The organism is Streptomyces sp. NPDC087859 (assembly GCF_044742595.1).
Classification (GTDB): Bacteria; Actinomycetota; Actinomycetes; order Streptomycetales; family Streptomycetaceae; genus Streptomyces; species Streptomyces canus_F.
This window is the reverse complement of sequence record NZ_JBIUUU010000027.1, coordinates 103,838-124,595: the sequence shown is the minus strand read 5'-3', so window position 1 is coordinate 124,595 and position 20,758 is coordinate 103,838. Positions and strand designations below refer to the sequence as shown.

Genomic DNA, 20,758 nt, shown 5'->3' with positions numbered 1-20,758 from the left:
CAGGGCATCATCCACGACTTCGTCATGCTCAACGCCCTGCGCGACACCCACGCCGCCCACGCCGCGATCAACCAGGCCATCACCACCCTGCGCACGGCACTCGGTACGGCGTGACCGTGTGACCCGCCTGCGGCGTCGCGGCCCGTCTCAGGCGGGCTGCGGCGTCAGGCGGCTGTGGCCCTTGCGGTCGTAGTAGACGGTCATCGCGAAGCCGAAGAGGACGGCGAGGGCGGCGCCGATCGCGGTCATCGTCCAGGCACGGGTGAGGCCCGCGTCGCCGCGTGCGTCGAAGTAGAGGATCGCGCGGACGCCGTCGCCGAGCTGGCGCATGGGCTCGAAGTGGGACAGGAAGCGGTAGAACGCCGGCACCGCCTGGAGCGGAACGGTGGCGCCCGAGGACGGCAGGCCCAGGACGATGAACACGAACATCGACACGAGCTGTCCGATGCCGCCGAACGCGGCGTTGATCGCCTGTACACCCAGGCCGACCGCGAGCGACGCACAGTACGAGTAGATCCACAGCAGCGGGAGATGGGTCGCGTCCATGCCCAGGATCGCGACGCAGGCGAGCATCACCAGGGAGACGGTGAGCACGGTGATGCCCGCGGTCATCGCCATCTTCAGCAGCAGCGTCTGGGTGCGGCTGATCGGCACGGTGGGCAGCCGGGTGTGCCAGGGGCCGATCTCGTTGTCGGCGTAGCCGAGGCCGGTGTCGACGCCGTTGCTGATGATGTTGCCGCCCATGAAGCCGGCCAGGACGAGCAGCAGCGTGTAGTAGAAGGCGGTCAGCCCCAGGCCGCTGTGGATGCCGACGGGGTGGCCCACCTCGGTGGTGACGGCCACGGGGTCGGCGAGCAGCAGCTTCTGTGTGGCGTCGGCGTGTGGGGCCGACCGGGTGAGCTGCCTGCCGATGGTCTGAGAGGCCTGGTGTGCCGTCTGCGTGGTGATCTGACTGGCGAGGGAGGAGCCGAGGCTGCCCTTGCCGGGGTTGGTGAGCACCGTGAGCGTCGGCCGCGCGGAGGCGCCGGTGCCGGTGAGCGCGCCGACGGAGGCGGTGAAGTCGGCGGGGACGACGAGGGCGCCGTAGACCTTGCCCGAGTCCAGCTCGTCCTGGGCCTGCGTCCGGGTGAGTTGTCGCCAGTCGGCCTTGTCGCTCGACGTGTCCGACATGATCGCCGCGGCGATCTGCGTTCCCAGGTTCTGCTCCTGCCCGGCCGGCGGCTTGCCGGTGTCGGCGTTGACGAGCGCGATCGGCAGGTCCTCGAGGTCGCCCTGCGGATTGACGATGCCGCCCATGTACAGCAGGGACAGCAGCAGGGCGAGCAGTCCGCTCAGGAGGGCGGGTACCAGCCACAGCTTGGGGCGGCCGAGCAGCGCGGAGGCACGGGCCTGGGGAGCGGGGGCGTTCATGGCTCTCCGTGGGGTGGGCGGTGACGCGTTCCTCCCAGTGGTACGCGATCATGGCCCGTCCCGCGCGCGGAGCGGCTCACGTGGCCAGGTCGCGGGGCAGTGGCTGTTCGAACCAGACCACCTTGCCCGTGCTCACCCTGGTCGCCCCCCAGCGCTGTGCCAGCTGGTCGACCAGGAACAACCCCCGGCCGCCCTCGTCGCTCAGCCGCGCGTGCCGCATCCTCGGCACCACGGTCGAGTCGTCCTCCACCTCGCAGCGGAGCACGTCCGTGCGCAGCAGCCGCAGGGTGATCGGCCGGCGCGCGAACCGCACGGCGTTCGCCACCACCTCGCTGACCAGGAGCTCGGTGGACTCCAGCAGGGACTCCAGGCCCCATTGGCGCAGCGTCCTGCGGGTCAGCCGCCGGGCCTGTCCAGCGGTCTGCGGGCGCGGGGCCAGGTACCAGTGCGCGACGGTGTCCGGCAGGATGCCCACGAACCGGGCGGCGAGCAGCGCGATGTCGTCGTCCCGGTCGCCCGCGCCCAGTGTTCCGAGCGCCTGGTCGCACAGCTCCTCCAGCGTCGGGGCCGTGGTTCCCGAGGCGCCCGCCCGCAGCCGCGCGCACAGCTGCTCCACCCCGGTCATCACATCCGAGTCGCGGGACTCCACCAGACCGTCCGTGTACAGCAGCAGCGTCGCGCCCGCCGGTGCGTGCGTCTCGACGGACTCGAAGCCACCGCTGCCGACACCGATCGGCGCCCCGGGCGGCACCCGCACGACCTCCGTGCTGCCGTCGGGACGCAGGAGCACGGGCGGCGGATGGCCGGCGTTGGACATCAGCAGCCGGTGCAGCACGGGGTCGTACATGGCGTACAGACAGGTCGCCGTGTGCTCGCTGCCCAGTCTCTCGGCCTGCTCGTCGAGGTGGTGCAGGATCTCGTCGGGGGAGAGGTCGAGTCCGGCGAGGGTCTGCACGATGGTGCGCAGCTGGCCCATGATCGCGGCCGACGTCATGGAATGGCCCATCACGTCGCCGATGACCAGTGCGACACGGTTGCCGGGCAGCGGGATCGCGTCGTACCAGTCGCCGCCGACCTGCGCGGTCCGTGAGGACGGCAGATAGCGGCTGGCCAGCCGGACTCCGGCCGGCTCGGGCAGCGACGCCGGGAGCATGGTGCGCTGCAACGCGTCCGCGACGGCCGCCTCGCGCGCGTAGAGCACCGCCTTGTGGATGCCGAGAGCGGTGTGGGTGGCGAGCTGGGAGGCGACGAGGAGGTCGTCGTAGGTGAAGTCGGGCCGCCCGGGGCCGCGGATGAGGACCACACTGCCCATGACATGGCTGCGCCCGTGCAGCGGAGCGATGATCAGCCGCCGTCCGGGCGGCACCGCGCCCGGCGCGTTCGCCACCCCCAGCAGCTCGGCCACCACGGAACGCAGACCCGGGGTGTTCCCGAACACCGGCCGCCCGGCCCGGAGCAGCTTGGTGAGCAGAGCGTCCGCGGCCGGCTGCACGGCATCGGCCGCCTGGACGGTGGCGGCCTCCGGAGCGGGGGCCGTGGTGTGCAGCCGCAGGACACCGGGGTCGGCGGTGCTCTCGTCGCCCACCGGAAGCGGCGCGTACAGATGGACGAACGCCGTGTCGGCGAAGGCCGGGACGGCCGCCCGGCACAGTTCGCCCAGGGTCTCGTCGAGGTTCATGCCGCGGGCGATCTGCCGGGTCGCCGCGTCGAGATAGCGGAGCCTGTCGGTCTGCGGCGCGGAGGCGATCGGGCGTCCGGCGGGTTCTGGTGGGGGCGGCGGGCGCAGGGCCGCGCCGCCCGCCTCGGAGCCCTTGGGCGCGTGTGGATTGCCGGACTTCGAGGACGCAGCGGGCGGCTCGGGCCGACGCGGGGCACCGGAGGGCTCGTGCGCGCCGGCCGCCTGCCCGCCGGTGCCGCCATCGGCTCCGAACTGCTTCGTCACGCGTGTCCTTCCGGCCGTGCGGGCCCACGGGGCGGGCTGATCAGCAGCTGTCAGCCACGTCGTCGGCAGCGCAGGAAGATCTGCACCTCGGGCGGCACGTCCACGGACGCCGGAGCGTACGAGTACGAGGACTCCTCGGCGATCTCGAAACCCTCCGCCTCCACGACCTCGCGCAGCTCGTCCCGGAGATAGCCGGAGACCCGGATGGTGCTGCCGATGAACGGGATCGAGAAGTCGTCCACATCGGCCTCCACCATCGACAGCGCGAACAGGCCGCCCGGAACGAGCAGGTGGTGGATGGTCCGCACGGCGAGGGGGATCTCGGCCCGCGGCAGCATGAGCAGGGAGAAGAAGGCGGCCACCGCGTCGAACCGACCGAGGTCCCGGGGGCCGTCGGGCCGCAGGTCCGCGATGTCGGCACGGTGGAACGTCCCGGTGGGCACCTGGCGCCGGGCGAGCGTGACCATCCGGTCCGACAGGTCGACCCCGACGACGTCCAGGCCGCCCTGCGCCAGCTGGCGCGCGGTCGGGATCCCGGTGCCGCAGCCCAGGTCCAGTACGCGTGACCCGGCCGGCAGGGACCTGATGAGCCATTCGGCGGACGCGACCTGGCCCTCCTTGTGCGGGAAGGCCTCGTCGTAGCGGTCGCCGATGGCGTCGAAGGCCTCGGCCTGGCCGGTGCGGTCGAGCCGCAGGCTCCCGTAGCCGAGCTCGTCGGCGGGGCTGCTCACGAGGATTCTCCTTTGACGCCGTATGGGTAATTTTTTCACAGTTATACGGATTGGGGCGCGCGCAGGCAGCTGATCGGTCCGTACGGGTCGGCGTGCCCCGTCAGGGTCCCTTCGAAGTACGTCCAGTCCGTCGCCCCCGGGTCGGAGACGTGCAGCAGGTTCTCCAGGGCGTCGTAGTGGGTGGTGGGATAGCGGACGACGCGGCGGACCACCTCCTTGAGGATGTGCAGGCTGCTGAGGTTCTCCTCTCCCGTGAGCAGAAGGATCTCTCCCTCTCCGCCGGTGAGGTAGGCGGTCAGGTCGCCGGCGAGCCGGGTGTAGTGGGTGTTGTACGCGTAGAGGCCGAGGACGTCTCGGTGGGTGAAGCGCCGGCGGGCGCGCTCGGCGACGCTGAAGCCGAGCGCGCCCGCCATCCCGAGGATCAGCCCGGCCGTCTCCGTGGGGCCCTCTCCGGTGAGCGTGGGGGAGCGCAGCAGGGCGGTCAGCCGGCTCAGGCGTTCCTGCCGGGACCGCAGCTCCTGGTCGTACCAGCCCCGGGCCGCGGTCTTGCGGTCCACGTTGCGCCGGGCCCAGCGGACGGCGCCGTCGGATGTCGCCACCTCGTACGGTCCGGGCGGCCGCCCGGCGTACAGGTCGACGAGTCCGCGGACGGCGTCCCGGGCGAGGGGACGCGGGCACACGGCGAACGGCCCGTCCAGCACGTCCGGCTTGAGGATCATGAGGGCGTCGGAGCGGGGGGTCATCGTCCCTCCTGGTCAGGGTCCGTGGTGTGCGCCAGGCGAGCCACGAGGAAGTCGAGCAGGCCGAGCAGGCGCTCGATGTCGGCGGTGCGCAGGGAGTCGTACAGGCCGATGCGGAGCGCGTGCGGGTCGGCCGGGTCCGTGAGGCCGTACGCCAGATGGGCGGTCTCCAGGAACCGGCCGAGTTCGGCGACCGTGCCCGGCGTCAGGGCGGTGACCAGACGGACCGTCAGCGCGTCGCCCGCCCCGGCCGCGGGGGCGGTGACCCAGTCGCGGGTGGCGGCCCAGTCGGCGACCAGGGCGCGGCGGGCCCCGCGTCCGGCTGCCGCGCTCGTGGCGTCGCTCTCCGCCACGGCCCGCACCGCGTGCGCGAACATCACCAGGTCACCGGTACCGACCGCGGCCCCGGCCACGTCGAGCACGCGGGTCAGCCCCGGCGACGCGGACGCGGCCCGCGGCGAGAGCACGGCCACGGTGAGGCCGACACCGACACCGAGCAGTCCGCTCGGACAGAGGAACGCGACATCGGCGTCACGGACACCTCGCCCGGTGAGCACCTCGGCGGTACCGGTGAGCTCCGCGACCCGCCAGGCACCCACCGGGGCCGCCTCGAGCCGCTCCCGCCAGGCGGGATCCTCGTCGGCCACCACGGCGAGGGGGGTGAGGCCGGTGGATTCCCGCACGCCCGCTGTGGCGGATCGCCAGGCGGTGGCGCGCGGGCCGGTCCCTGTCACCTTCAGGCCCGCGGCCCAGGGCTGGGCGGCGGTGAGGTGGCAGAGTTCCGTGGGGCGGGCCGCCACGACGGTGAGGGTGTGGTCGTGCGGGACCCGGAACAAGGCCCGGGTCTCGGCGATGACCGACGCGCGGAACTCCTTGACGTGGAGGTCGTCCGGCCGCCGGCCCAGGAGCACCGTGCCGGTGCTGCTCAGTGCCGCCAGTCGCGCCGCGGGTACGGGCACCGCCGCGCCGCCGAGGCGGGGTTCCTCCGGGACGAACGCCTCCGGTATCTCGTGCAGGGCCAGGCCCGGAAGTCCGAGGACAGCGGTCATGTCAGCCCAGCTTCCGGATCACGCGCCGCGTGTACGGCCCGACGACCGTGCCGGGGGCGAGGTCGACCGTGCTCCGCAACAGCCCCTTGACCTCGGCGACCGCCGCGGGCAGATCCTCCTCGGACTCGGTGAGCAGCTGGGCCAGACGGGACCGCAGCCGGGGGTCGGGGCCACCTAGCTCCAGCAGTCTGACCAGCCACTTGGGTGCCGGGTTGGTCTCTCCGTCGAGGGCGAGCACCATCCGGGCGAAATGGGCGACGGCCTCCCGGAACATCCAGCACGCCGAGGCGTCGTTGCTCTCGGCGAGTTCCCCCTCGACATCGGTGAGCCGGTTGACGGCGGCCACCGCCTGGACGTTGACGTGGTACTCGGCCAGCCGGTGCGTGCCCGTCGCCGCCCGCAGTTTCTCGAGCCGCTCGGCACCGCGCAGCGGGACACCGGTACGGATGCGGTGCAGCACCTTGAGATCGTTCTGGCTCTCCAGCTGGACGATCCCGCCGCCGTCGGACAGCGCGGCCAGACAGTCCTGGAAGGAGCGTGTCAGCTCCTCGATCCCGGTGGGTTCCAGGATCGAGAGGCTGACCTCGCGCCCGTCGAGCTCGCCGATGGTGCCGCTCTTCTCGCCCTTGCGGACGGTGGTGTCGGCCCCGACGACCGCGGCCCCGTCGCCGCCCAGGAAGTAGACGTCCAGGTCGGAGTTGCGGTTGGCCAGTCCGTCGACGACCGACCCGGCGACGAACAGCACGCCGTCCGCCGGGTCCGCCACGGCGCCGAGCGCCAGCTCCGCCACGGAGTCGAGGAAGGGCCCGGACAGGTTCAGCACGACTTTCTCTTCTCTCTGCGCAGACGGCAGCGCCGCCCGAAGGATTCCAGGATGGTCCGGTTCAGCGCGCTGTCCCCGGTGTGCTGCTCGAAGTGCCACTGGATGCCGAGGACATACCGAGCGGGATGGCCGACACTGATCGCCTCGAGCACACCGTCGGGCGCCACGGCCTCGACGCGTACGTCGTCCGGGAGCGCGCAGACCACCTGAGAGTGCTGGGAGTTGACGGGGACGGCGGTCCCGGCGAGCTCCCCGGGGAGCCCGGCGAGCAGTCCGCCCGGCCGGATGTGCACGGGGTGCGCGTCGGCCCAGCGGTCACCGCCCGCCGGACGCGGCGTGAAGCGGTGGACGGCGGTCTCGGCGCCCTCGGTGTCCCGCAGCGCCGCCCCGGCCGCCACCCCGATCTCCTGCATGCCCCGGCAACTGCCCAGCACCGGGAGGTCCGGCAGCTCACGGGCGCGGCGCAGCAGAGCGAGCGCGGCGGCGTCACGGTCGGTGTCGTACTCCCGCCCCGGGGTCTCCGCGCCGGCTTCCGCGGTGAAACGGGGGTGGACGAAGGAGCCGCTGCCGGGCAGGACCAGCCCGTCGAGGTCGTCCAGGGCCGAGGCGCCGGTCTCGTCGGGCGGGACGACGAGCGGCAGCACGCGCGCGTACCGCAGCAGGCTGTCGGTGAGGACGTCGTTGACCCGGGAGTAACTGGTGCCGTTGGCGCGCTGCTTGCGGCAGGCCAGGACGCCGACGAGCGGGAGGTCCGGCGGGTGCGCGGAGTTCGCACGGTCCGGCACGCGGGCCTACCGTCCCGTCCGGCGGCGGAGGTCCTCGAGGATCGCCGGGATCGTGTCCGGGTCCTGTGCCGTCACCACCACGACGACCTCGTCCTCGGGGGAGGGCCACTCGGCGGCGACCCGCACGGCCGGGTGCTCCGCGAGGCGGGAGAGCAGCGCCGGGACATCGGCGTCGGCCGGGACCGGCAGCAGGTGCATCGCCGCGGTGGTCACGAAGGGGGCGGGGCGGGGCAGTTCGCCGTCCGCGAGGGTCTCGACGAGCGAGCGGTACGGGTCTGCCGCGCCGTCGGTGGCGAGCGGCACGAGGTGGGAGTTGATCAGGTCGCCGCCGAGCCGTGCGCCGATCTCCAGGACGACGGGGCCCTCGGCGGCGTACCGCAGGTCCACGTGGAAGCCGCCGGTCTCGATGCCCACGGCGCGCACCGCGCGCTCGGCCGCCTCGTGGACCCGCTCGAGCCGTTCCGAGGTGAGCGCGGAGGGGACGACCGTGGTGGTCGTACGGAGTTCCCCGGGGGCCAGGTACTTGTCGGACACGGCGAGGATCACCACCTCGTTCCCGTGCACCAGCCCGGAGACCGAGTGCTCGCTGCCGTCGACGAGCTCCTCCACGAGGAAGGCGTCGGAGTCCTCGTAGTTGAGGGACGTCAGCTTCATCAGCTCGTCCGGTTCCGTGTCCGCGTCGAGCACGACGGAACCGCGCCCGCCCGAGGAGTGGGCGAGCTTGAAGATCAGGGGAAGGCCGAGTTCGCCGACCGCGGCCTTCAGTTCCCCGGCCGTATTGCCGGTGCGCCAGCGGGGGTTGAGACCGTGCGGTTCCAGCGCCCGGCGCTGCGCCGCCTTGTCGAGGCACACGGCGGCCGCGGTGACCGAGGGCCCGCGCAGGCCGAGCGCCTGCGCCACCCTGGCGGCGATGTCCACGTACCGGTCGCCCCAGCACAGCACCGCCGCGGGCCGGTGCCCGCCGTCCTGTGCCTGTCGCAGGGCGCGGGCCGCCACGTCCTCGGCGGGCTCCGTCCGGGTGAAGGCGGCGATCCGGTCGTCGGGCAGTCCGAGATGGCCGAGGCCGGTGTCGGAGTGGACGTACACGGCGTGGCCCAGCTGTGCGGCGGCGTCGATCTCGGGCTGCCACTCCAGGGGGGAGCGGCGCAGGCCGAGGTGGAGGACGGAACGGTCGGGGGACATGGGAGGCCCTTCCTGGGGTCGGTGTGCGGGCGGGAGGGGACAGGGGGCGGGAGCGGAGGGTGTCACAGTGCCGCCGCGGCGGGCGCGTGGCGTCGCTGGTACCAGGTGTTGCCGAAGTCCGAGACGACCAGGGCGGGTCCGGTGTGCTCCGAGCGGTCCGCGTGCGCCTGGTAGACGCTCTGGAGGACACGGCCGATGGCGATGGCCGCGCGCAGCTCCGGGACGCCGTAGGTCTCGCCGTCCGTGCGCATCAGGCGGAAGTCGTGGATTCCGGGCCGGTGGGCGCCGGCCAGGGTCAGGCCCAGCGGGACCCGGATGGCGTGCCGGACTCCGTTGGCGACATGGCCCTGGTGATGGTGCGAGGTCCACTCGGTCATGTCGGGCATGGTGGGAGCGTAGAACCAGTCCCGGTCCGCGAAGCTCGGGTGGTCGCTCGCACCGCTGGCGTGCGGCATGAAGTGCCAGCCGTTCCAGCGCATCCGGGCGGCGATCGCCCTGATGACCTGCGGCAGTTCCTCCGGGGCCCGGTCGAAGCGCCGGGTGAAGTCCTGGCCGGGCACCACACAGCAGTAGTAGTCGCTGGTCTTCCAGTGTCCGGGGTCCGGGCTGCCGGCGGCGACGAGTGCGGACAGGGTCGTGATGTCGCGGGGGCCGCGGGACATGCCGACATGGGACCCGGTCGACTCGGTGCCCGCCTCGACCAACCCGTGGATCACTTCCTCCAGGCCGGTGGCGAACCCGTCGTCGGCCGAGGGGCCGTGCAGTGCCGGCATCAACTGGGCCCAGGCCGCGACCAGGTGGTCCGGACGGTCCAGGTCCGCCCCCGGCAGCAGCTCCGTCACCTTCGCGGTGAAGGCGGCGGGCAGATCGGCGGAGGTGACCGGACGGTCGAGGAAGTGCTCCTGCTTGTTGATCGTCATGGCCTGGACCGTGCGGTAGATCTGCGGTCCCCGTTCGAGCTTGCCGGGGCGCGACCGCCTGGCGTGCGCCGCGAGCGCGAAGAGCCTGTCCACGAGCGGCAGTTGTTCCGTGGCGGCGGTCACCTCTCCTTCGTAGGAAGTGATCTTGGCGCGTATGAACGCCTCCAGGCGTCCGGCGGTCAGCTGGGTGCCGCTGAACTCCTCGGTCCTGGAAGGGGTTCCCGAGGCGATGAGCGCGGACATGCAGACGACGAAGACGGCGTCGTGGGCCGTCCACCGCTCGACCGGCACGCCGTCGATCCCGTTGAGCCGGCACTGCTCGGAGCCGGCGGAGACCGACTTGCCCACCAGATTGCTGTGTTCCCGGCCGAGGTTCGTGTAGCAGTGGTCGCCGATGTACACACGCATCGGCCCGACATGGGTCAGGGTCCGGCGCAGGTCCGCGACCATGGTGTCCACCGTGCCGGCCGGGCGGGCGCGCAGCCATGCGTGCAGCGTCAGCGACTCGGCGTCCTCGGCGCGCTGTTGCTCGTCCCAGCGCCGGTCGAGGTCCGCGGGGCGGCTGCCGTCCCAGTCGACGCGGCCGATCTCCAGCACCCCTTCCGGCGCGGGCTCGCCGTCGCGCAGAACACGCAGGCGTCCGGTGCCGGTCAGCACCATGCGCTCACCCACCGTGTCCCGCACGAGGGGGAGATGGCGGCGGGCGCCGGTGCTCCGCAGCTCGGCGAGCGCGACCGACTCGCCGCGGCTCAGGGCGCCGAGGCCCACCTCGGCCTTGAGTCGGCCGCCGAGCGTCGCGGCGTGCAGGGCCGCGGTGTACGCCGAATCCAGCGTGTCGGACTCCTCCGCGACGAGCTCCAGAAGCTTCGTGAATCCCTCTGTACGAAGGAGACCCAACGTAAGACACCTCGTTCCAGTGCGGTGACAAACAGTAAGAAAAACGGAGATAAAGGGCGTTGAGGGGCAGTCGTGTGCCCGGGGGTGTGGGGTGTGGTCAGGACTGCGGGGCTCTCGACCGCGTCAGCGCGCGATCGGGACCGGGACCGGGGCCGGGGGCCGGGAGGCGAGCAACGGCAGGGCCGCACCGGTGGCGGACAGCAGGACGGCGAGCCCGGCCCAGCCGGCCCAACCGCCCTCCAGACAGGCGACGACGAGGACGTACGGGGCGACGATCTCGGCCACCCCCATACCGAGCCCGAACACGCCCTGGTACTCGGTCATCCGCTCCTCGGGGGCCAGCCCGTAGCTGAGCTCGGAGGCACCCGCGGCGTGATACAGCTCGCCGGCCGTGTGCAGCCCGACGCCCGCCACCAGCAGGAGCACGGCGGGCACCGCGGCCACCTGCCCGGCGAGCAGCAGTGCGGCCAGGCTGACCAGGAAGAGCGCCCCGGAGACCCGTACCGCGCGGGCGGCCGCCGCGATCGTGCGGGCCCGCCGGCTGACCCGGATCTGGAAGAGCGCCACCAGCACCATGTTGAGCGCGAAGAGGGCGGGGACGACGGCTCGGGGCGCCGAGGTGTGCTCGTCGACCCACAGCGGGAGCACCAGCGTGATGACGAAGTACTCCAGGCACATCACGCCGTCGGCCAGCGTGACCGCCCCGTAGCGGGAGTCCCGCAGCGCCGAGCCGTACCGGTTCCGCCCGGCCGTGGCCAAACGGCCCGTGACCCGTATCGCGGGCACCAGCGCGGCGGCGAGCAGAAAGGTCACCGCGTCGGCGTGGACGAGGAGTTCGTAGGCCCGGTCGGTGCCGCTGACCACGGCCGCGGAGGACAGCAGGGCCCCGGCGGCGGTCCCCAGGTTGTTCACGGACCGCGAGACGGCCCGTACGTCGGCCCGGCGGGCGCCCGCCACCTGTCCGATCAGCGCGTTGTTCACCGCGCGAGCGCTCTTCTGCCCGGCGGCCCCCAGGGCGAGGACGGCGATGAGGACCCCGAACGACCGGACCGTCGGCAACAGGGCCATGGCCACGGCCTGGACCATCAGCAGCACACCGTAGGCGGCGCGCAGCGAGCGGCCGTCCAGGGCCCGGGTCACCGGCACGCTGGCGGCGAGCCCGAAGGCGGCGGCGACGGCCAGGCCCACCCCCATGCGGAGCGGTGACAGGTCCAGGACCTGGACGAAGAACAGCGTGCCGGCGACGGTGAAGAGGCCGTTGCCGACGGCGTTGACGAGGGTGACGGTGTGCAGGACGAGTTCGGCCCGCCGGGGTCCGCGCGCCACCGCGGCCCACCGGGAAACGACGGTCACGGCGCCTCCAGCGGAGCGGAGAACACGTCCAGGCGGGCGGCCGTGGTGTTGCTGAAGCCCGCCTTGAAGTGACCGATCGCCCGGAACTTCTCCGGCAGGTCGGGATACATGCCCGGGTAGAGCTGTTCACCGAGTTCGAAGTGGACACAGCCCAGCGCACGGGCGTGTTCCATGGCCCGCCACAGCACCCGGTGGCTCAGTCCGCTGCCGTAGCTGTCGGCGTCGTTGACGCCGGAGGCGTAGAGGCAGTAGCGGTCCGACACCGCGAAGTAGGCCATCGACACCGGCCTGTCGTCCTGGCGGCCGACCACCATGAACCCCTCGTCGGCACGGACCGAGGCCAGGATCGAGTCCCACGAGGCCCGCGTTCGCAGGGTCTTGCCGAAGAACTCCAGATGCAGCCGGACGAAGTCGTCCAGGTGCGCCCGGGTCACCTCGCGTGCGGTCACCACGTCGAGTGCGAAGCCGCCGCGCTCCCTGCGCAGGATCTTGCGGAAGTTCTTGCGCAGTTCGGCGAAGCGCTCCTCGGCGGGCGGGCGCAGGTCGACGGTCTGGGTGAAGTGGTGCCGGCTGACGCCCCCGTGCCGGAGCAGCACCTCGGTCAGGGGCGAGATCTCCCCGCCGACCAGGTAGTCCCTGGCGTGGTAGCGCTCGGCGCCGTAGTGCTCGGTGAGCTCCTGGAGCCGGGTGTGGATCGCGGCGGCGGCCTGTCTGCGCAGCCGTGCGGGTGCCGTGCGGTCCTCGACCAGCATCAGCGGCCGCCCGTAGGCGGACAGCCGGTGCCGTCCGGGCAGTACCTCGACGGTGAGCGCGAGTCCGGCCACCGGGCCGTCGGGGCCGGACGCCAGCAGGTGGTGCGGAACGAACCGCTCGGCGCACGGCCGGTACTCGCTGACGTCGCGTTCGGCGGGGAGGTAGTAGAGGCGGGTGTAGTGGGCGGCGCCGACCGCCAGTGAGGTGACGGTGTAGTTGGCGTGCTGGTGGTCGTCCGACCGCCACAGCCGCAGCCAGTCCTTGTCGGCGCTCAGGTCGTCGACCTCGGTGAGGATCACCGGCGCTGCCCTCCTCGTGGGTGTCCGACCGCGTCCACGACGTCCTCGAGCTCCGCCATGAGCGCCTCGGCGCGTTCCGGGGCGACGAGGCCGGGGAGGAAGGCGAGTTCGAGCGCGATGTCGGCGCCGTTGTCGCCGGCCCGGAGGCCGAGGGCGAAGGACGGCGTCAGCGCGATGTCGACGCGGACCGCCCGCGAGGTCACTCCGTCGAGCTCCAGCCGGTCCAGGCCCGAGCGGTCCTGGCTGCGGACGTTCAGGAACGCGTAGCGCGCGCTGCCGGCGAGGTCCTCGTGGCCGGGCAGCATCGTGGCGAGCCAGAACGGGAAGGGCACGGCCTCCCGCTGGGCCGCACGGCCCACCTCGCGGGCGGCGCGGTCGATCATCTCGGCGGGCGACAGACCGGCGGCGCGGCCCAGGAACACCGGGACGTTGTTGGCGAAGAAGCCCACCGAGCGGTCCGCGTCCGGGATGGTCCGGTTGGCGAACGTCGAGACCAGGGCGACCTCGTCGCGTCCCGACCAGCGGGCGAACGCGGTCGCGTAGAGCGCGGTGAGCACGGAGCCCATCGGGTGCCCGGTGGTCCGGGCGAGCTCGTGCACGGCCGCCGTGCGGTCAGCGTCGAGCCGTCTGCGGATGAGTGTCTCGCGGGCGTAGTGCGCGGGCGGGCTCGGCTCGATCGCCGGATAGAGCAGGGCGGCGGCCGGGTCCTCGGGCACCCCGGGCCGGCGGCCGAAGTCCGCGCGGAGGCGGGCCGCGAGGTCCTCGCCCAGCCAGGCGTTCTCCGCGCGCGCCCAGTCGAGGAACCTCAGGTCGGGCTCGGCCGCCGGCGGTGCCTCGCCGCGCAGGGCCGCGCGGTAACAGACGGCCAGGTCCTCATTGAGCACCCCCACCGACCAGCCGTCGAACACGATGTGGTCGGCGCACAGGAACAAGTGGTGCTCCCGCTCGGCGATCCGGATCAGCGTCGCCCGCAGCAGTCCGTCGTACGCCGTTCCGCTCCGCACGAAGGGGCGCTCCGCGTCCTCCTGGACGAGGGCCAGGGCCCGCTGCCGGGCGGCTTCGGCGGACAGCTGCGGGTCGAGCCGCACGATGCGCAGCGTGGGCGTCCAGTCGGTGAGCCGCTGGCGGTGCGCGCCCGGAGTCTCGTCGATCTCCAGGGCGAGCGCCGGGTGCCGGGCGACGAAATGCCGCAGCGCGGTCTCCAGGGCACCCGCGTCCAGTTCCCCCTGGAGGTGGTACGCCATGGGGACGTTGCTGATGCTCGGCAGTCCGTGCCGGGCCCGCCAGGCCTCCCGGTTCATCCGGTGCGCCTGGGTGAGGGCGACCGGCAGCCACGCGCCGCGCTCCGCGTCACCGGTGGCGGGACGGGGCCGGAAGTCGTCGTTCGCCTCGGTGGCCTCGAAGAAGGCGACACACGCGTCGAACTCCGGGCGCAGCAGCAGATCACCGACGGAGATCTTCCGCGCGAAGTGCCGGTTGAGCTCGACGACCAGGCGGACCGCGGTGAGCGAGTCGCCGCCCACGTCGAAGAACCGGACGCCGTCGGGCACGGCCCTGCCCAGGGCCCGCTGCCACACCGCGCGCACGGTCTCCCGGGCGCCCAGGGGCGGGCCGTCCTCGCCGGCCGGTGCGGGGGTGGCCCGAGCGGCGAGAGCGCGCCGGTCCACCTTGTTGGTGGCGGTACGGGGCAGCGTGTCAGCCGGCAGGAAACGCCGGGGGACGGCGTGTGCGGGCAGCAGCCGGGCCGTGAAGGCGCGCAGCCCGTCCTCGTCCGGCGTCGTTCCGCGGCGTGCCACCACGAAGGCCACCAGGTGCCGGGTGCCGGGGCCGTCCCCGACGGCGACCACCGCCACCTGGCCGACCTCCGGGTGCGCCGACACGGCGGCCTCGACCTCGCCCGTCTCGATGCGGTGCCCGCTGATCTTCACCTGGTCGTCGCGCCGGCCCCGGTAGTGCAGGACGCCGTCCTCGACGATCCCGAAGTCTCCCGTGCGGTACAGCCGTCGGATCCCGTCGAGATGACCGGCGGCGACGAATCTGCCGCGGGTGCGGTCGTCGTCGACGGCGTACCCGTCGGCGAGGGAGATCCCCGCGACGCAGATCTCCCCCTCGGTGCCCTCGGGCACGGGCGTCAGGGAGTCGTCGAGGAGCAGGACCGAGCAGTTGTCGAGGACCTCGCCGAGCGGCGGCACCCGCGGCCAGTCCCACGGCGATCCGCGCAGCACGCTCTGCGTCGCCGCATGGGTCTCGGTCGGTCCGTACTGGTTGGCGAGGGTGGGGTTGCCGGTGAGCTCGACGAAACGCTCCAGGGCGGGGGTGACGATCGGCTGCTCGCCCGCGGTGATGATCTCCGTCAGACGCGGCAGGTCCTGGTCGCCGTCGAACGCCCAGTCCGCCATGGACTGGAGGACGGCGAAGGGCACGAAGATCCGCTGTACGCCGTGATGGTGGGCCAGTTCGAGGACCCTGGCCGGGTCACGCCGGTCCTGTTCCCCGATGAGCACCAGTTCCCCGCCGCTGCACCAGGTCGAGAAGATCTCCTGGAAGGAGACGTCGAAGCCGATCGGCGCGAACTGGAGGGTGCGGGTGCCGATGCCCGCGGTCGAGGAGGCACGCTGCCACTCGATGAGGTTGACCAGCGGGCGGTGCGGCATCACCACGCCCTTGGGCCTGCCGGTGGATCCGGAGGTGAACAGCACGTACGCCTCGGACGAGGCCTGCGGGCGGGGCCGCCCCGGGTACGCCGCGACGCTCTCCCCGGACGGCCGCGGCGCCGTGATCACGGCGCCCGGCGGCCGCGGGCCCGTGTACGCGTCGTCGCTCACCAGCAGTTTCAGCCCGGCGTCGTCGATCATGCCGCGCAGCCGCTGCTCGGGCAGTGCCGGATCCAGCGGCACATAGCAGCCGCCCGCCATGAGGATGGCGAGGACGGACACCATCTGCGGAATCCCGCGCCGGGTGGCGAGGCCCACGCGCAGCCCGGCCCCCACCCCGTGACCGTCCGCCAGTGCCGTCGCCATCGAGGCGGCGGCGGAAAGGAGTTGGCCGTACGTCAGTGCCCGGTCGCCGTGGCGCACGGCCACCGACTCCGGATGCCTTTCGGCCTGCCGCACCACCAGCTCCACGACCGTGTCCGCCGTGAGCCGCCGGTGCGCTCCCGCGCGCACGGATGCTGTCGTCGTCATCGCCTGTCCCCCCGTCAGAATCGGTCGCCGCCGGCCAGAACCGCCTTCATCACCGAGCCGCCGGCGACGGCCGCCAGTGCCTGCCCGTGGTCCGCCAACGCGTACTCCGTCACGAGGTCCGCCAACGCGAACCGGCGCGTCAGGGCGGGCAACAGCCGTACGTACTCGACGAGATGGGCGCCGGTGAACGCCCAGGAACCGACGACGTCGAGCTGCCGGTACACGATCTGGTGCGGATTGATCAGGGTGTCGCCGCTGTCGGTGTACTGGCCGACGATCAGGTACGAGCCTCCGCGCCGGGCCAGTCCGAGCCCCTGCCCGACGGCCCCGGGCACCCCGGTGCACTCGACGACGAGGTCCGCGCCGGCTCCGCCCGTGAGGCGTTGGACCTCCGCGAGCGCGGTGCCGGTGTCGGCGGCCTCGACCAGATTGACGTGGTGGTCGCCGATGCCCGCCTTCGCCGCGAGCTCCAGCCGCTGCGCGGGGCCGCCGACGAGGATCACCCGGGCGGCTCCGGCGAGTTGGGCGAGCGCGGCGGCGGCGAGGCCGACGGGACCGGATCCCTGGACGACGACCGTCTCGCCGACGCGGACCGGCCTGCGCTCGTAGAAGGCGTGCACCATGGTGGGTCCCGCGCAGGCCAGCGACATCGCGGCCAACGCCCCCACCCCGTCCGGGACCTTGACCACGGTGGTACCGGGGTGCAGCACGATGTGGTCGGCCCAGGACCCGGCGAGGGGATACGTACCGGTCGCCGGCCGGTTCACCCCGTAGGTGCGGCGCTGCTCGCACAGCGTCGGCTCGCGGTGCAGCCGGCAGGGCGGACAGGTGCCGCAGGCGAGCGAGGACGCCCACATCACCTCGTCGCCGGGCGAGAGGGGAGCACCGGAGGCGTCGAGATGAGTGCCGGGGGCGAGGGTGTGCACGGTGCCGAGCCCCTCGTGGCCCAGGACCAGGGGCACCGGTACCGGCAGATGCCCCTGCTGGAGGTGCAGATCCGTACCGCAGATCCCGCCGTACCGGCCGGCCACGACCATGCCGCCCTCGGGCGGTCGCGGCAGCTCGAAGTCGCGCAGGGCGAGCGGGCGTCCGAACTCCTCGAGCACCACGGCGCGACTGCGTCCCCGCTCGGTCACACCGCCTCCCCGACGCCCACGAGAACGGGTGCCTCGTCGAGGACGCGCAGAGGAGTGGTGTCCCGGCACACGACATAGTCCGGCCGGGGCTCGCCCAGCGGCCGGGGCTCGTTGGTCACGTCGTTGTACGTGAGGATCAGCAGCCTGCGGTCGAACGGCGACATGTTGGGCGCGGAGCCGTGGACGATCTCGGGATCGAAGAAGATCACCGAACCCGCGGGGCCCTTGGGGCTGTCCATGCCGTGCTCGGCGGCGAGCGCCACCATGTCGGCGGGCCTGAGCGCGATGTCGTCGGGGTCCAGGTGCTGTGCGGACCTGGCGTCGGACCGGGTGCGGCCGCTGCGCACGAGACCGTCGCGGTGCGAGCCGGGCACGAAGATGACCGGGCCGTTGAACTCCGTGACGTCGTCGAGGAAGACCCCCACGTTCACCAGGCGCGGCGCGGGCAGGTTGTCGGCGATGCGCCAGGCCGCGAAGTCCTGGTGCCAGGCCCAACCGCCGCCGCCCATCGCCGGCTTCGCGTTGATCTTGAATTGGTATACGTAGACCTCCGCCCCCAGCAGCCGGCGTACCGGCCCCAGGACTCCCGGGTGCCGTACCAGGGCCGCGAACTCCGGCTGCCGCCGGTGGGAGGCGTACACCGCGCGGACGGCGCGTCCGTCGTCCTCGACGATGCGGTGCTCGCCGGGTATCTCACCGTCCCTGCGGAAGGACTCGCGCAGCGAATCCACCTCGTCCGGGCTGAACAGGGAGTCGACCACGACGAATCCCCGGTCCCGGTATTCTCTTTCCTGCTCTTCACTGAGAAGCATGTGTCTCCCGCCCCACATTCGTTTTCTGCTCGTCCACGGTGCCTTTCGTGGTGTTACGGCGTGGGCGTGGGCCACGAGGTGTCGAGCAGAACGGCCGACGGCTGCGCGGCCCTTACGTCGGTCGCGGCGGCGGATCCGGAATTCGCCGGAGTGGCCACGGCGAAAATCGCCAGAGCGAGCCCGAAGGCCGCCGTCCACGCCGACTTCTTGCTGTTGTTCTTGTTGCGGCTCTTGCGCTGATCCACGGCAGGCGTCCCTTTGTCTGTCGTACGAATCCTTCGCTCGAAATGCTGGCCGACCGCCGCATCCGCGTCCAGGGATTCGGGTTGACCGCGTGCGGCCATGGCCACTCCAGGTCAGTCCTGCCTTTCATGGCCGGCGCGCATACGGAAGACCCCGGCGGCCCAGTGGGCCGCCGGGGTGCGACGGAGGTGCGAGGGGGTGGCGGGGAGGGGCGGTGAGGGCGCGTCAGTCGTGCGGAGCGGCGTCCAGCCAGCCACGGGCCGTGGCCTCGACACCGGCCTGGAAGCGGCTCTCGCAGTCGAGCCGACGCATCAGGTCGGCGATGAGCCTGCGCAGCGTACGCGGTGAGACGCCCAGGTCGCGGGCGATGGCCTCGTCCTTGAGCCCCTTGGCCATGAGCCGCAGCAGCGCCTGCTCACGGCCGGTCAGCCGGTCGCCGCCGCTCTCCTCGGCCGCCTCGTCCTCCCCCTCCACGGCGCCTTCGACCCCAGGAGTGAGAGGGACCGCCTCATGGTCCCAGAGGTGATCGAAGAAACGGGTCAGGATCTCCAGGAAAGCGCCGCACTCCAGACGTAGCGCGGATCCTTCCTGTTCCATGGAAGGGGTCGAAACCAAAGCCACCCGGCGGTCCGCGATAACCAGCCGGGCGGGAAGTACCGCGGCGATACGGACACTTGCTCCCGCGCTCTCCAGATCCCGCAGATGGGCCGGACCGAACGAGGTGCGCAGCATCGCCGTGAGATGCATGGAACGCATGGCCACACCACGGTCCAGCAGTTTCTTGTTCCGGATCCGGCCTTCCGCGAGCCGTTCCGGAGAAATCGGAATACCGGGATGCATTCCGATCACCTCGGAACGGGCCAGACCCACGGCTTCTTCCAACGCGCGGGATATCTCCGCCGAACCGTTCAGCACGGTCGCCTGCGCCGGATCCGGCTCGCCTACGCGGGCCACCGCCAACCGGTCGACAATGTCGGAGAAGAGGCTGCGCGCGTGCTGCACTTCCGAGAAATGCCGCTCGAGAGAACGCTGCTGGGAGTCGAGCATCTCCCTGAGGGCCACCTCGGGGGACAGGACCGCGCCGTCCTGACGCGCGTCTGTCCAGTTCTGTCGGTGCATGTCCGCCCCATCGCCGAGCCCCCCAGCTCACGGCGACGGTGACGTGATGCTCCGTGGGCACGGCTGCCTCGCCAGGCCCTGCGTAACCATAGGGTTGCCCTCAGGCAACCTCAAGGGGCCGTCTTGTCATACGAGATGGAACGTGTCACTCCGGCCCCGATGATCATCTTCCCTGGCCAGACGGCCTTCACCGGGTCGGTGCCCCGCGCCCTGAACACCGTGTCCGGACCTTGAAGCACTGGTGAAAACCCTGTGGAAGCGGTGTCGGTGGTGCCCTTTATGCTGCACCGGACGATCACGCGGGACCAGGGGAGGGCGCGGCATGTTGGGCAAGCTGTTCGGGAGAAGTGCGGAGAGACAGGCGCACCCGCATGCCCTTCCGTCGCGCAAGCAGAAGCACGGGACGTACGCGTTGCGCGCGCTGGGGGACGCTCGGGTGCTCGCGCTGGTCGAGGCGGCCGACGCGGGTGACTGGGCGGCGGTCAAGGCGGCGCTGGCCCCCTTCGACCTCGGCCGCGAGCAGGCGGTCCTGGGGCAACTGACCGATGTGGACGGTGTGGAGGAGTGGATCGTCCGGGCCGCCGAGGAGGACAAGGACGATGAGGAGCTCCGCGCGACCGCCCTGCTGATATCGGGTGCGCGCCATGTCGCCTGGGGCTGGGAGGCGCGCACGTCCGCCCGTGCCGTGGACGTCGGCCGCGAGCAGTGGCAGACCTTCTACGAGCGGCTGGGCATCGCCGAGGAGCATCTGCTCGAGGCCGCCGAGCTGCGGCCCGGCTGGGTCACACCGTGGCGCCATCTGCTCACCTCGGGACGCGGCATGTCCGTCGACGACAGTGTCCAGGAGGCCCGGCTCGCGGCGGGTCTGCGCCGTGATCCGCTGAACCTGGACATCCATCTGGAGTGGGTGTCGCACCTGCAGCCTCGTTGGGGCGGAGAGCCGGGCCAGGCCACGGAGTTCGCCCAGAAGGCCTTCGCCGCCGCGCCCGACGGGCACCGTCTCGGCTGTGTCATCGCCATGGCACGTATCGAGGAGTGGGTGGAGTCCGATGACCGCGAGTGCCTGCAACAGCCGCGGATCCGGGCCGAGTTGAGAGAGGCCGCGGAGCGCAGCATCCTGCATCACGCGTACGAGCGCCGCCTGGGCTGGCAGGGCGACTACAACATCTTCGCCATGGCCCTCTCGCTGGCGGGCAGCAGCACGGCCTCCAATGTCTTCCGCGAGCTGGAGGGCGTGATCACCGAGTGGCCGTGGACCTTCATGTCGGACCCCGAGAAGGCGTACGCGCGCTTCCGCAAGGCCTTCTGAGCCACCGGCCACACCGGCCACACCGGCCACACCGGCTGGACGGGCCACGCCGTCGACGCCTGTCTCGGCC

17 protein-coding genes and 1 pseudogene are annotated in these 20,758 nt (G+C 72.3%); 2 read left to right on the top strand and 16 right to left on the bottom strand.

Going from position 1 to position 20,758, the window contains the following annotated elements; all coding sequences use genetic code 11:
* Positions 1-114: pseudogene (locus tag ACIOHP_RS44795) on the top strand (esterase); the annotation flags it as partial.
* Positions 115-147: 33 nt separating this feature from the next.
* On the opposite strand, the gene ACIOHP_RS44790 reads toward ACIOHP_RS44795, so the two are convergent.
* The 16 genes from ACIOHP_RS44790 to ACIOHP_RS44715 all read right to left on the bottom strand — a co-directional run bounded on the left by ACIOHP_RS44790 (position 148) and on the right by ACIOHP_RS44715 (position 19,307).
* Positions 148-1,410: a YhgE/Pip domain-containing protein gene (locus ACIOHP_RS44790; protein ID WP_401896792.1), complete on the bottom strand. Its 1,263-nt coding sequence runs from the start codon at positions 1,408-1,410 to the stop codon at positions 148-150.
* 76 nt (positions 1,411-1,486) lie between these two features.
* Positions 1,487-3,088 carry a SpoIIE family protein phosphatase gene (locus ACIOHP_RS44785; protein ID WP_401896798.1) on the bottom strand — a complete coding sequence of 534 codons (1,602 nt, stop codon included), beginning with the start codon at positions 3,086-3,088 and terminating at the stop codon, positions 1,487-1,489.
* A 314-nt stretch (positions 3,089-3,402) separates the two neighbouring features.
* Positions 3,403-4,083, bottom strand: a complete 681-nt coding sequence (locus ACIOHP_RS44780; RefSeq protein WP_401896790.1) for a class I SAM-dependent DNA methyltransferase — start codon at positions 4,081-4,083, stop codon at positions 3,403-3,405.
* 41 nt (positions 4,084-4,124) lie between these two features.
* The gene (locus ACIOHP_RS44775; RefSeq protein ID WP_401896789.1) at positions 4,125-4,826 is read right to left on the bottom strand and encodes a hypothetical protein; all 702 of its coding nucleotides are present in this window, start codon (positions 4,824-4,826) and stop codon (positions 4,125-4,127) included.
* Positions 4,823-5,872: a hypothetical protein gene (locus ACIOHP_RS44770; RefSeq protein WP_401896787.1), complete on the bottom strand. Its 1,050-nt coding sequence runs from the start codon at positions 5,870-5,872 to the stop codon at positions 4,823-4,825. The genes ACIOHP_RS44775 and ACIOHP_RS44770 overlap by 4 nt, the downstream gene beginning before the upstream one ends.
* Before the next feature lies 1 nt (position 5,873).
* On the bottom strand, positions 5,874-6,695 hold the full coding sequence (locus tag ACIOHP_RS44765) for a hypothetical protein (protein ID WP_361549425.1): 822 nt from the start codon (positions 6,693-6,695) through the stop codon (positions 5,874-5,876).
* Complete coding sequence (locus ACIOHP_RS44760; RefSeq protein ID WP_401896785.1) at positions 6,689-7,480, bottom strand: gamma-glutamyl-gamma-aminobutyrate hydrolase family protein; 792 nt, start codon at positions 7,478-7,480, stop codon at positions 6,689-6,691. The genes ACIOHP_RS44765 and ACIOHP_RS44760 overlap by 7 nt, the downstream gene beginning before the upstream one ends.
* 6 nt (positions 7,481-7,486) lie before the next feature.
* The gene (locus ACIOHP_RS44755; RefSeq protein ID WP_401896783.1) at positions 7,487-8,662 is read right to left on the bottom strand and encodes an acetyl-CoA carboxylase biotin carboxylase subunit family protein; all 1,176 of its coding nucleotides are present in this window, start codon (positions 8,660-8,662) and stop codon (positions 7,487-7,489) included.
* A gap of 62 nt (positions 8,663-8,724) precedes the next feature.
* Positions 8,725-10,479: a hypothetical protein gene (locus ACIOHP_RS44750; protein ID WP_401896781.1), complete on the bottom strand. Its 1,755-nt coding sequence runs from the start codon at positions 10,477-10,479 to the stop codon at positions 8,725-8,727.
* Positions 10,480-10,602: 123 nt separating this feature from the next.
* A complete protein-coding gene (locus ACIOHP_RS44745; RefSeq protein ID WP_401896778.1) occupies positions 10,603-11,832 on the bottom strand; it encodes a hypothetical protein in 1,230 nt (409 codons plus the stop codon).
* A complete protein-coding gene (locus tag ACIOHP_RS44740) occupies positions 11,829-12,884 on the bottom strand; it encodes a GNAT family N-acetyltransferase (protein WP_401896775.1) in 1,056 nt (351 codons plus the stop codon). The genes ACIOHP_RS44745 and ACIOHP_RS44740 overlap by 4 nt, the downstream gene beginning before the upstream one ends.
* Positions 12,881-16,069, bottom strand: a complete 3,189-nt coding sequence (locus ACIOHP_RS44735; protein ID WP_401896772.1) for an amino acid adenylation domain-containing protein — start codon at positions 16,067-16,069, stop codon at positions 12,881-12,883. The genes ACIOHP_RS44740 and ACIOHP_RS44735 overlap by 4 nt, the downstream gene beginning before the upstream one ends.
* 14 nt (positions 16,070-16,083) lie before the next feature.
* Positions 16,084-17,205 carry a zinc-binding dehydrogenase gene (locus tag ACIOHP_RS44730; RefSeq protein WP_401896770.1) on the bottom strand — a complete coding sequence of 374 codons (1,122 nt, stop codon included), beginning with the start codon at positions 17,203-17,205 and terminating at the stop codon, positions 16,084-16,086.
* Entirely contained in the window at positions 17,202-18,017 is an 816-nt protein-coding gene (locus tag ACIOHP_RS44725) for a phytanoyl-CoA dioxygenase family protein (protein ID WP_401896768.1), read from the bottom strand. Before ACIOHP_RS44725 ends, ACIOHP_RS44730 begins: the two co-directional genes overlap by 4 nt.
* A 53-nt stretch (positions 18,018-18,070) precedes the next feature.
* A complete protein-coding gene (locus ACIOHP_RS44720; RefSeq protein ID WP_361549443.1) occupies positions 18,071-18,361 on the bottom strand; it encodes a hypothetical protein in 291 nt (96 codons plus the stop codon).
* A 124-nt stretch (positions 18,362-18,485) separates the two neighbouring features.
* Positions 18,486-19,307 (bottom strand): LuxR C-terminal-related transcriptional regulator, encoded by an 822-nt coding sequence (locus tag ACIOHP_RS44715; RefSeq protein WP_401896766.1) that lies wholly within the window; start codon positions 19,305-19,307, stop codon positions 18,486-18,488.
* A 394-nt stretch (positions 19,308-19,701) separates the two neighbouring features.
* Here ACIOHP_RS44715 and ACIOHP_RS44710 point away from each other — a divergent pair, with 394 nt between their 5' ends.
* Positions 19,702-20,688 carry a hypothetical protein gene (locus ACIOHP_RS44710; protein WP_401896764.1) on the top strand — a complete coding sequence of 329 codons (987 nt, stop codon included), beginning with the start codon at positions 19,702-19,704 and terminating at the stop codon, positions 20,686-20,688.
* Positions 20,689-20,758: the final 70 nt, after the last annotated feature.

Excerpts from the sequence above, each read along its gene's own strand:
- ACIOHP_RS44790 (WP_401896792.1), bottom strand. The coding sequence starts at position 1,410 with ATGAACGCCCCCGCTCCCCAGGCCCGTGCCTCCGCGCTGCTCGGCCGC.
- ACIOHP_RS44785 (WP_401896798.1), bottom strand. The coding sequence starts at position 3,088 with ATGAACCTCGACGAGACCCTGGGCGAACTGTGCCGGGCGGCCGTCCCG.
- ACIOHP_RS44775 (WP_401896789.1), bottom strand. The coding sequence starts at position 4,826 with ATGACCCCCCGCTCCGACGCCCTCATGATCCTCAAGCCGGACGTGCTG.
- ACIOHP_RS44770 (WP_401896787.1), bottom strand. The coding sequence starts at position 5,872 with ATGACCGCTGTCCTCGGACTTCCGGGCCTGGCCCTGCACGAGATACCG.
- ACIOHP_RS44755 (WP_401896783.1), bottom strand. The coding sequence starts at position 8,662 with ATGTCCCCCGACCGTTCCGTCCTCCACCTCGGCCTGCGCCGCTCCCCC.
- ACIOHP_RS44735 (WP_401896772.1), bottom strand. The coding sequence starts at position 16,069 with ATGACGACGACAGCATCCGTGCGCGCGGGAGCGCACCGGCGGCTCACG.
- ACIOHP_RS44725 (WP_401896768.1), bottom strand. The coding sequence starts at position 18,017 with ATGCTTCTCAGTGAAGAGCAGGAAAGAGAATACCGGGACCGGGGATTC.
- ACIOHP_RS44720 (WP_361549443.1), bottom strand. The coding sequence starts at position 18,361 with ATGGCCGCACGCGGTCAACCCGAATCCCTGGACGCGGATGCGGCGGTC.
- ACIOHP_RS44715 (WP_401896766.1), bottom strand. The coding sequence starts at position 19,307 with ATGCTCGACTCCCAGCAGCGTTCTCTCGAGCGGCATTTCTCGGAAGTG.
- ACIOHP_RS44710 (WP_401896764.1), top strand. The coding sequence starts at position 19,702 with ATGTTGGGCAAGCTGTTCGGGAGAAGTGCGGAGAGACAGGCGCACCCG.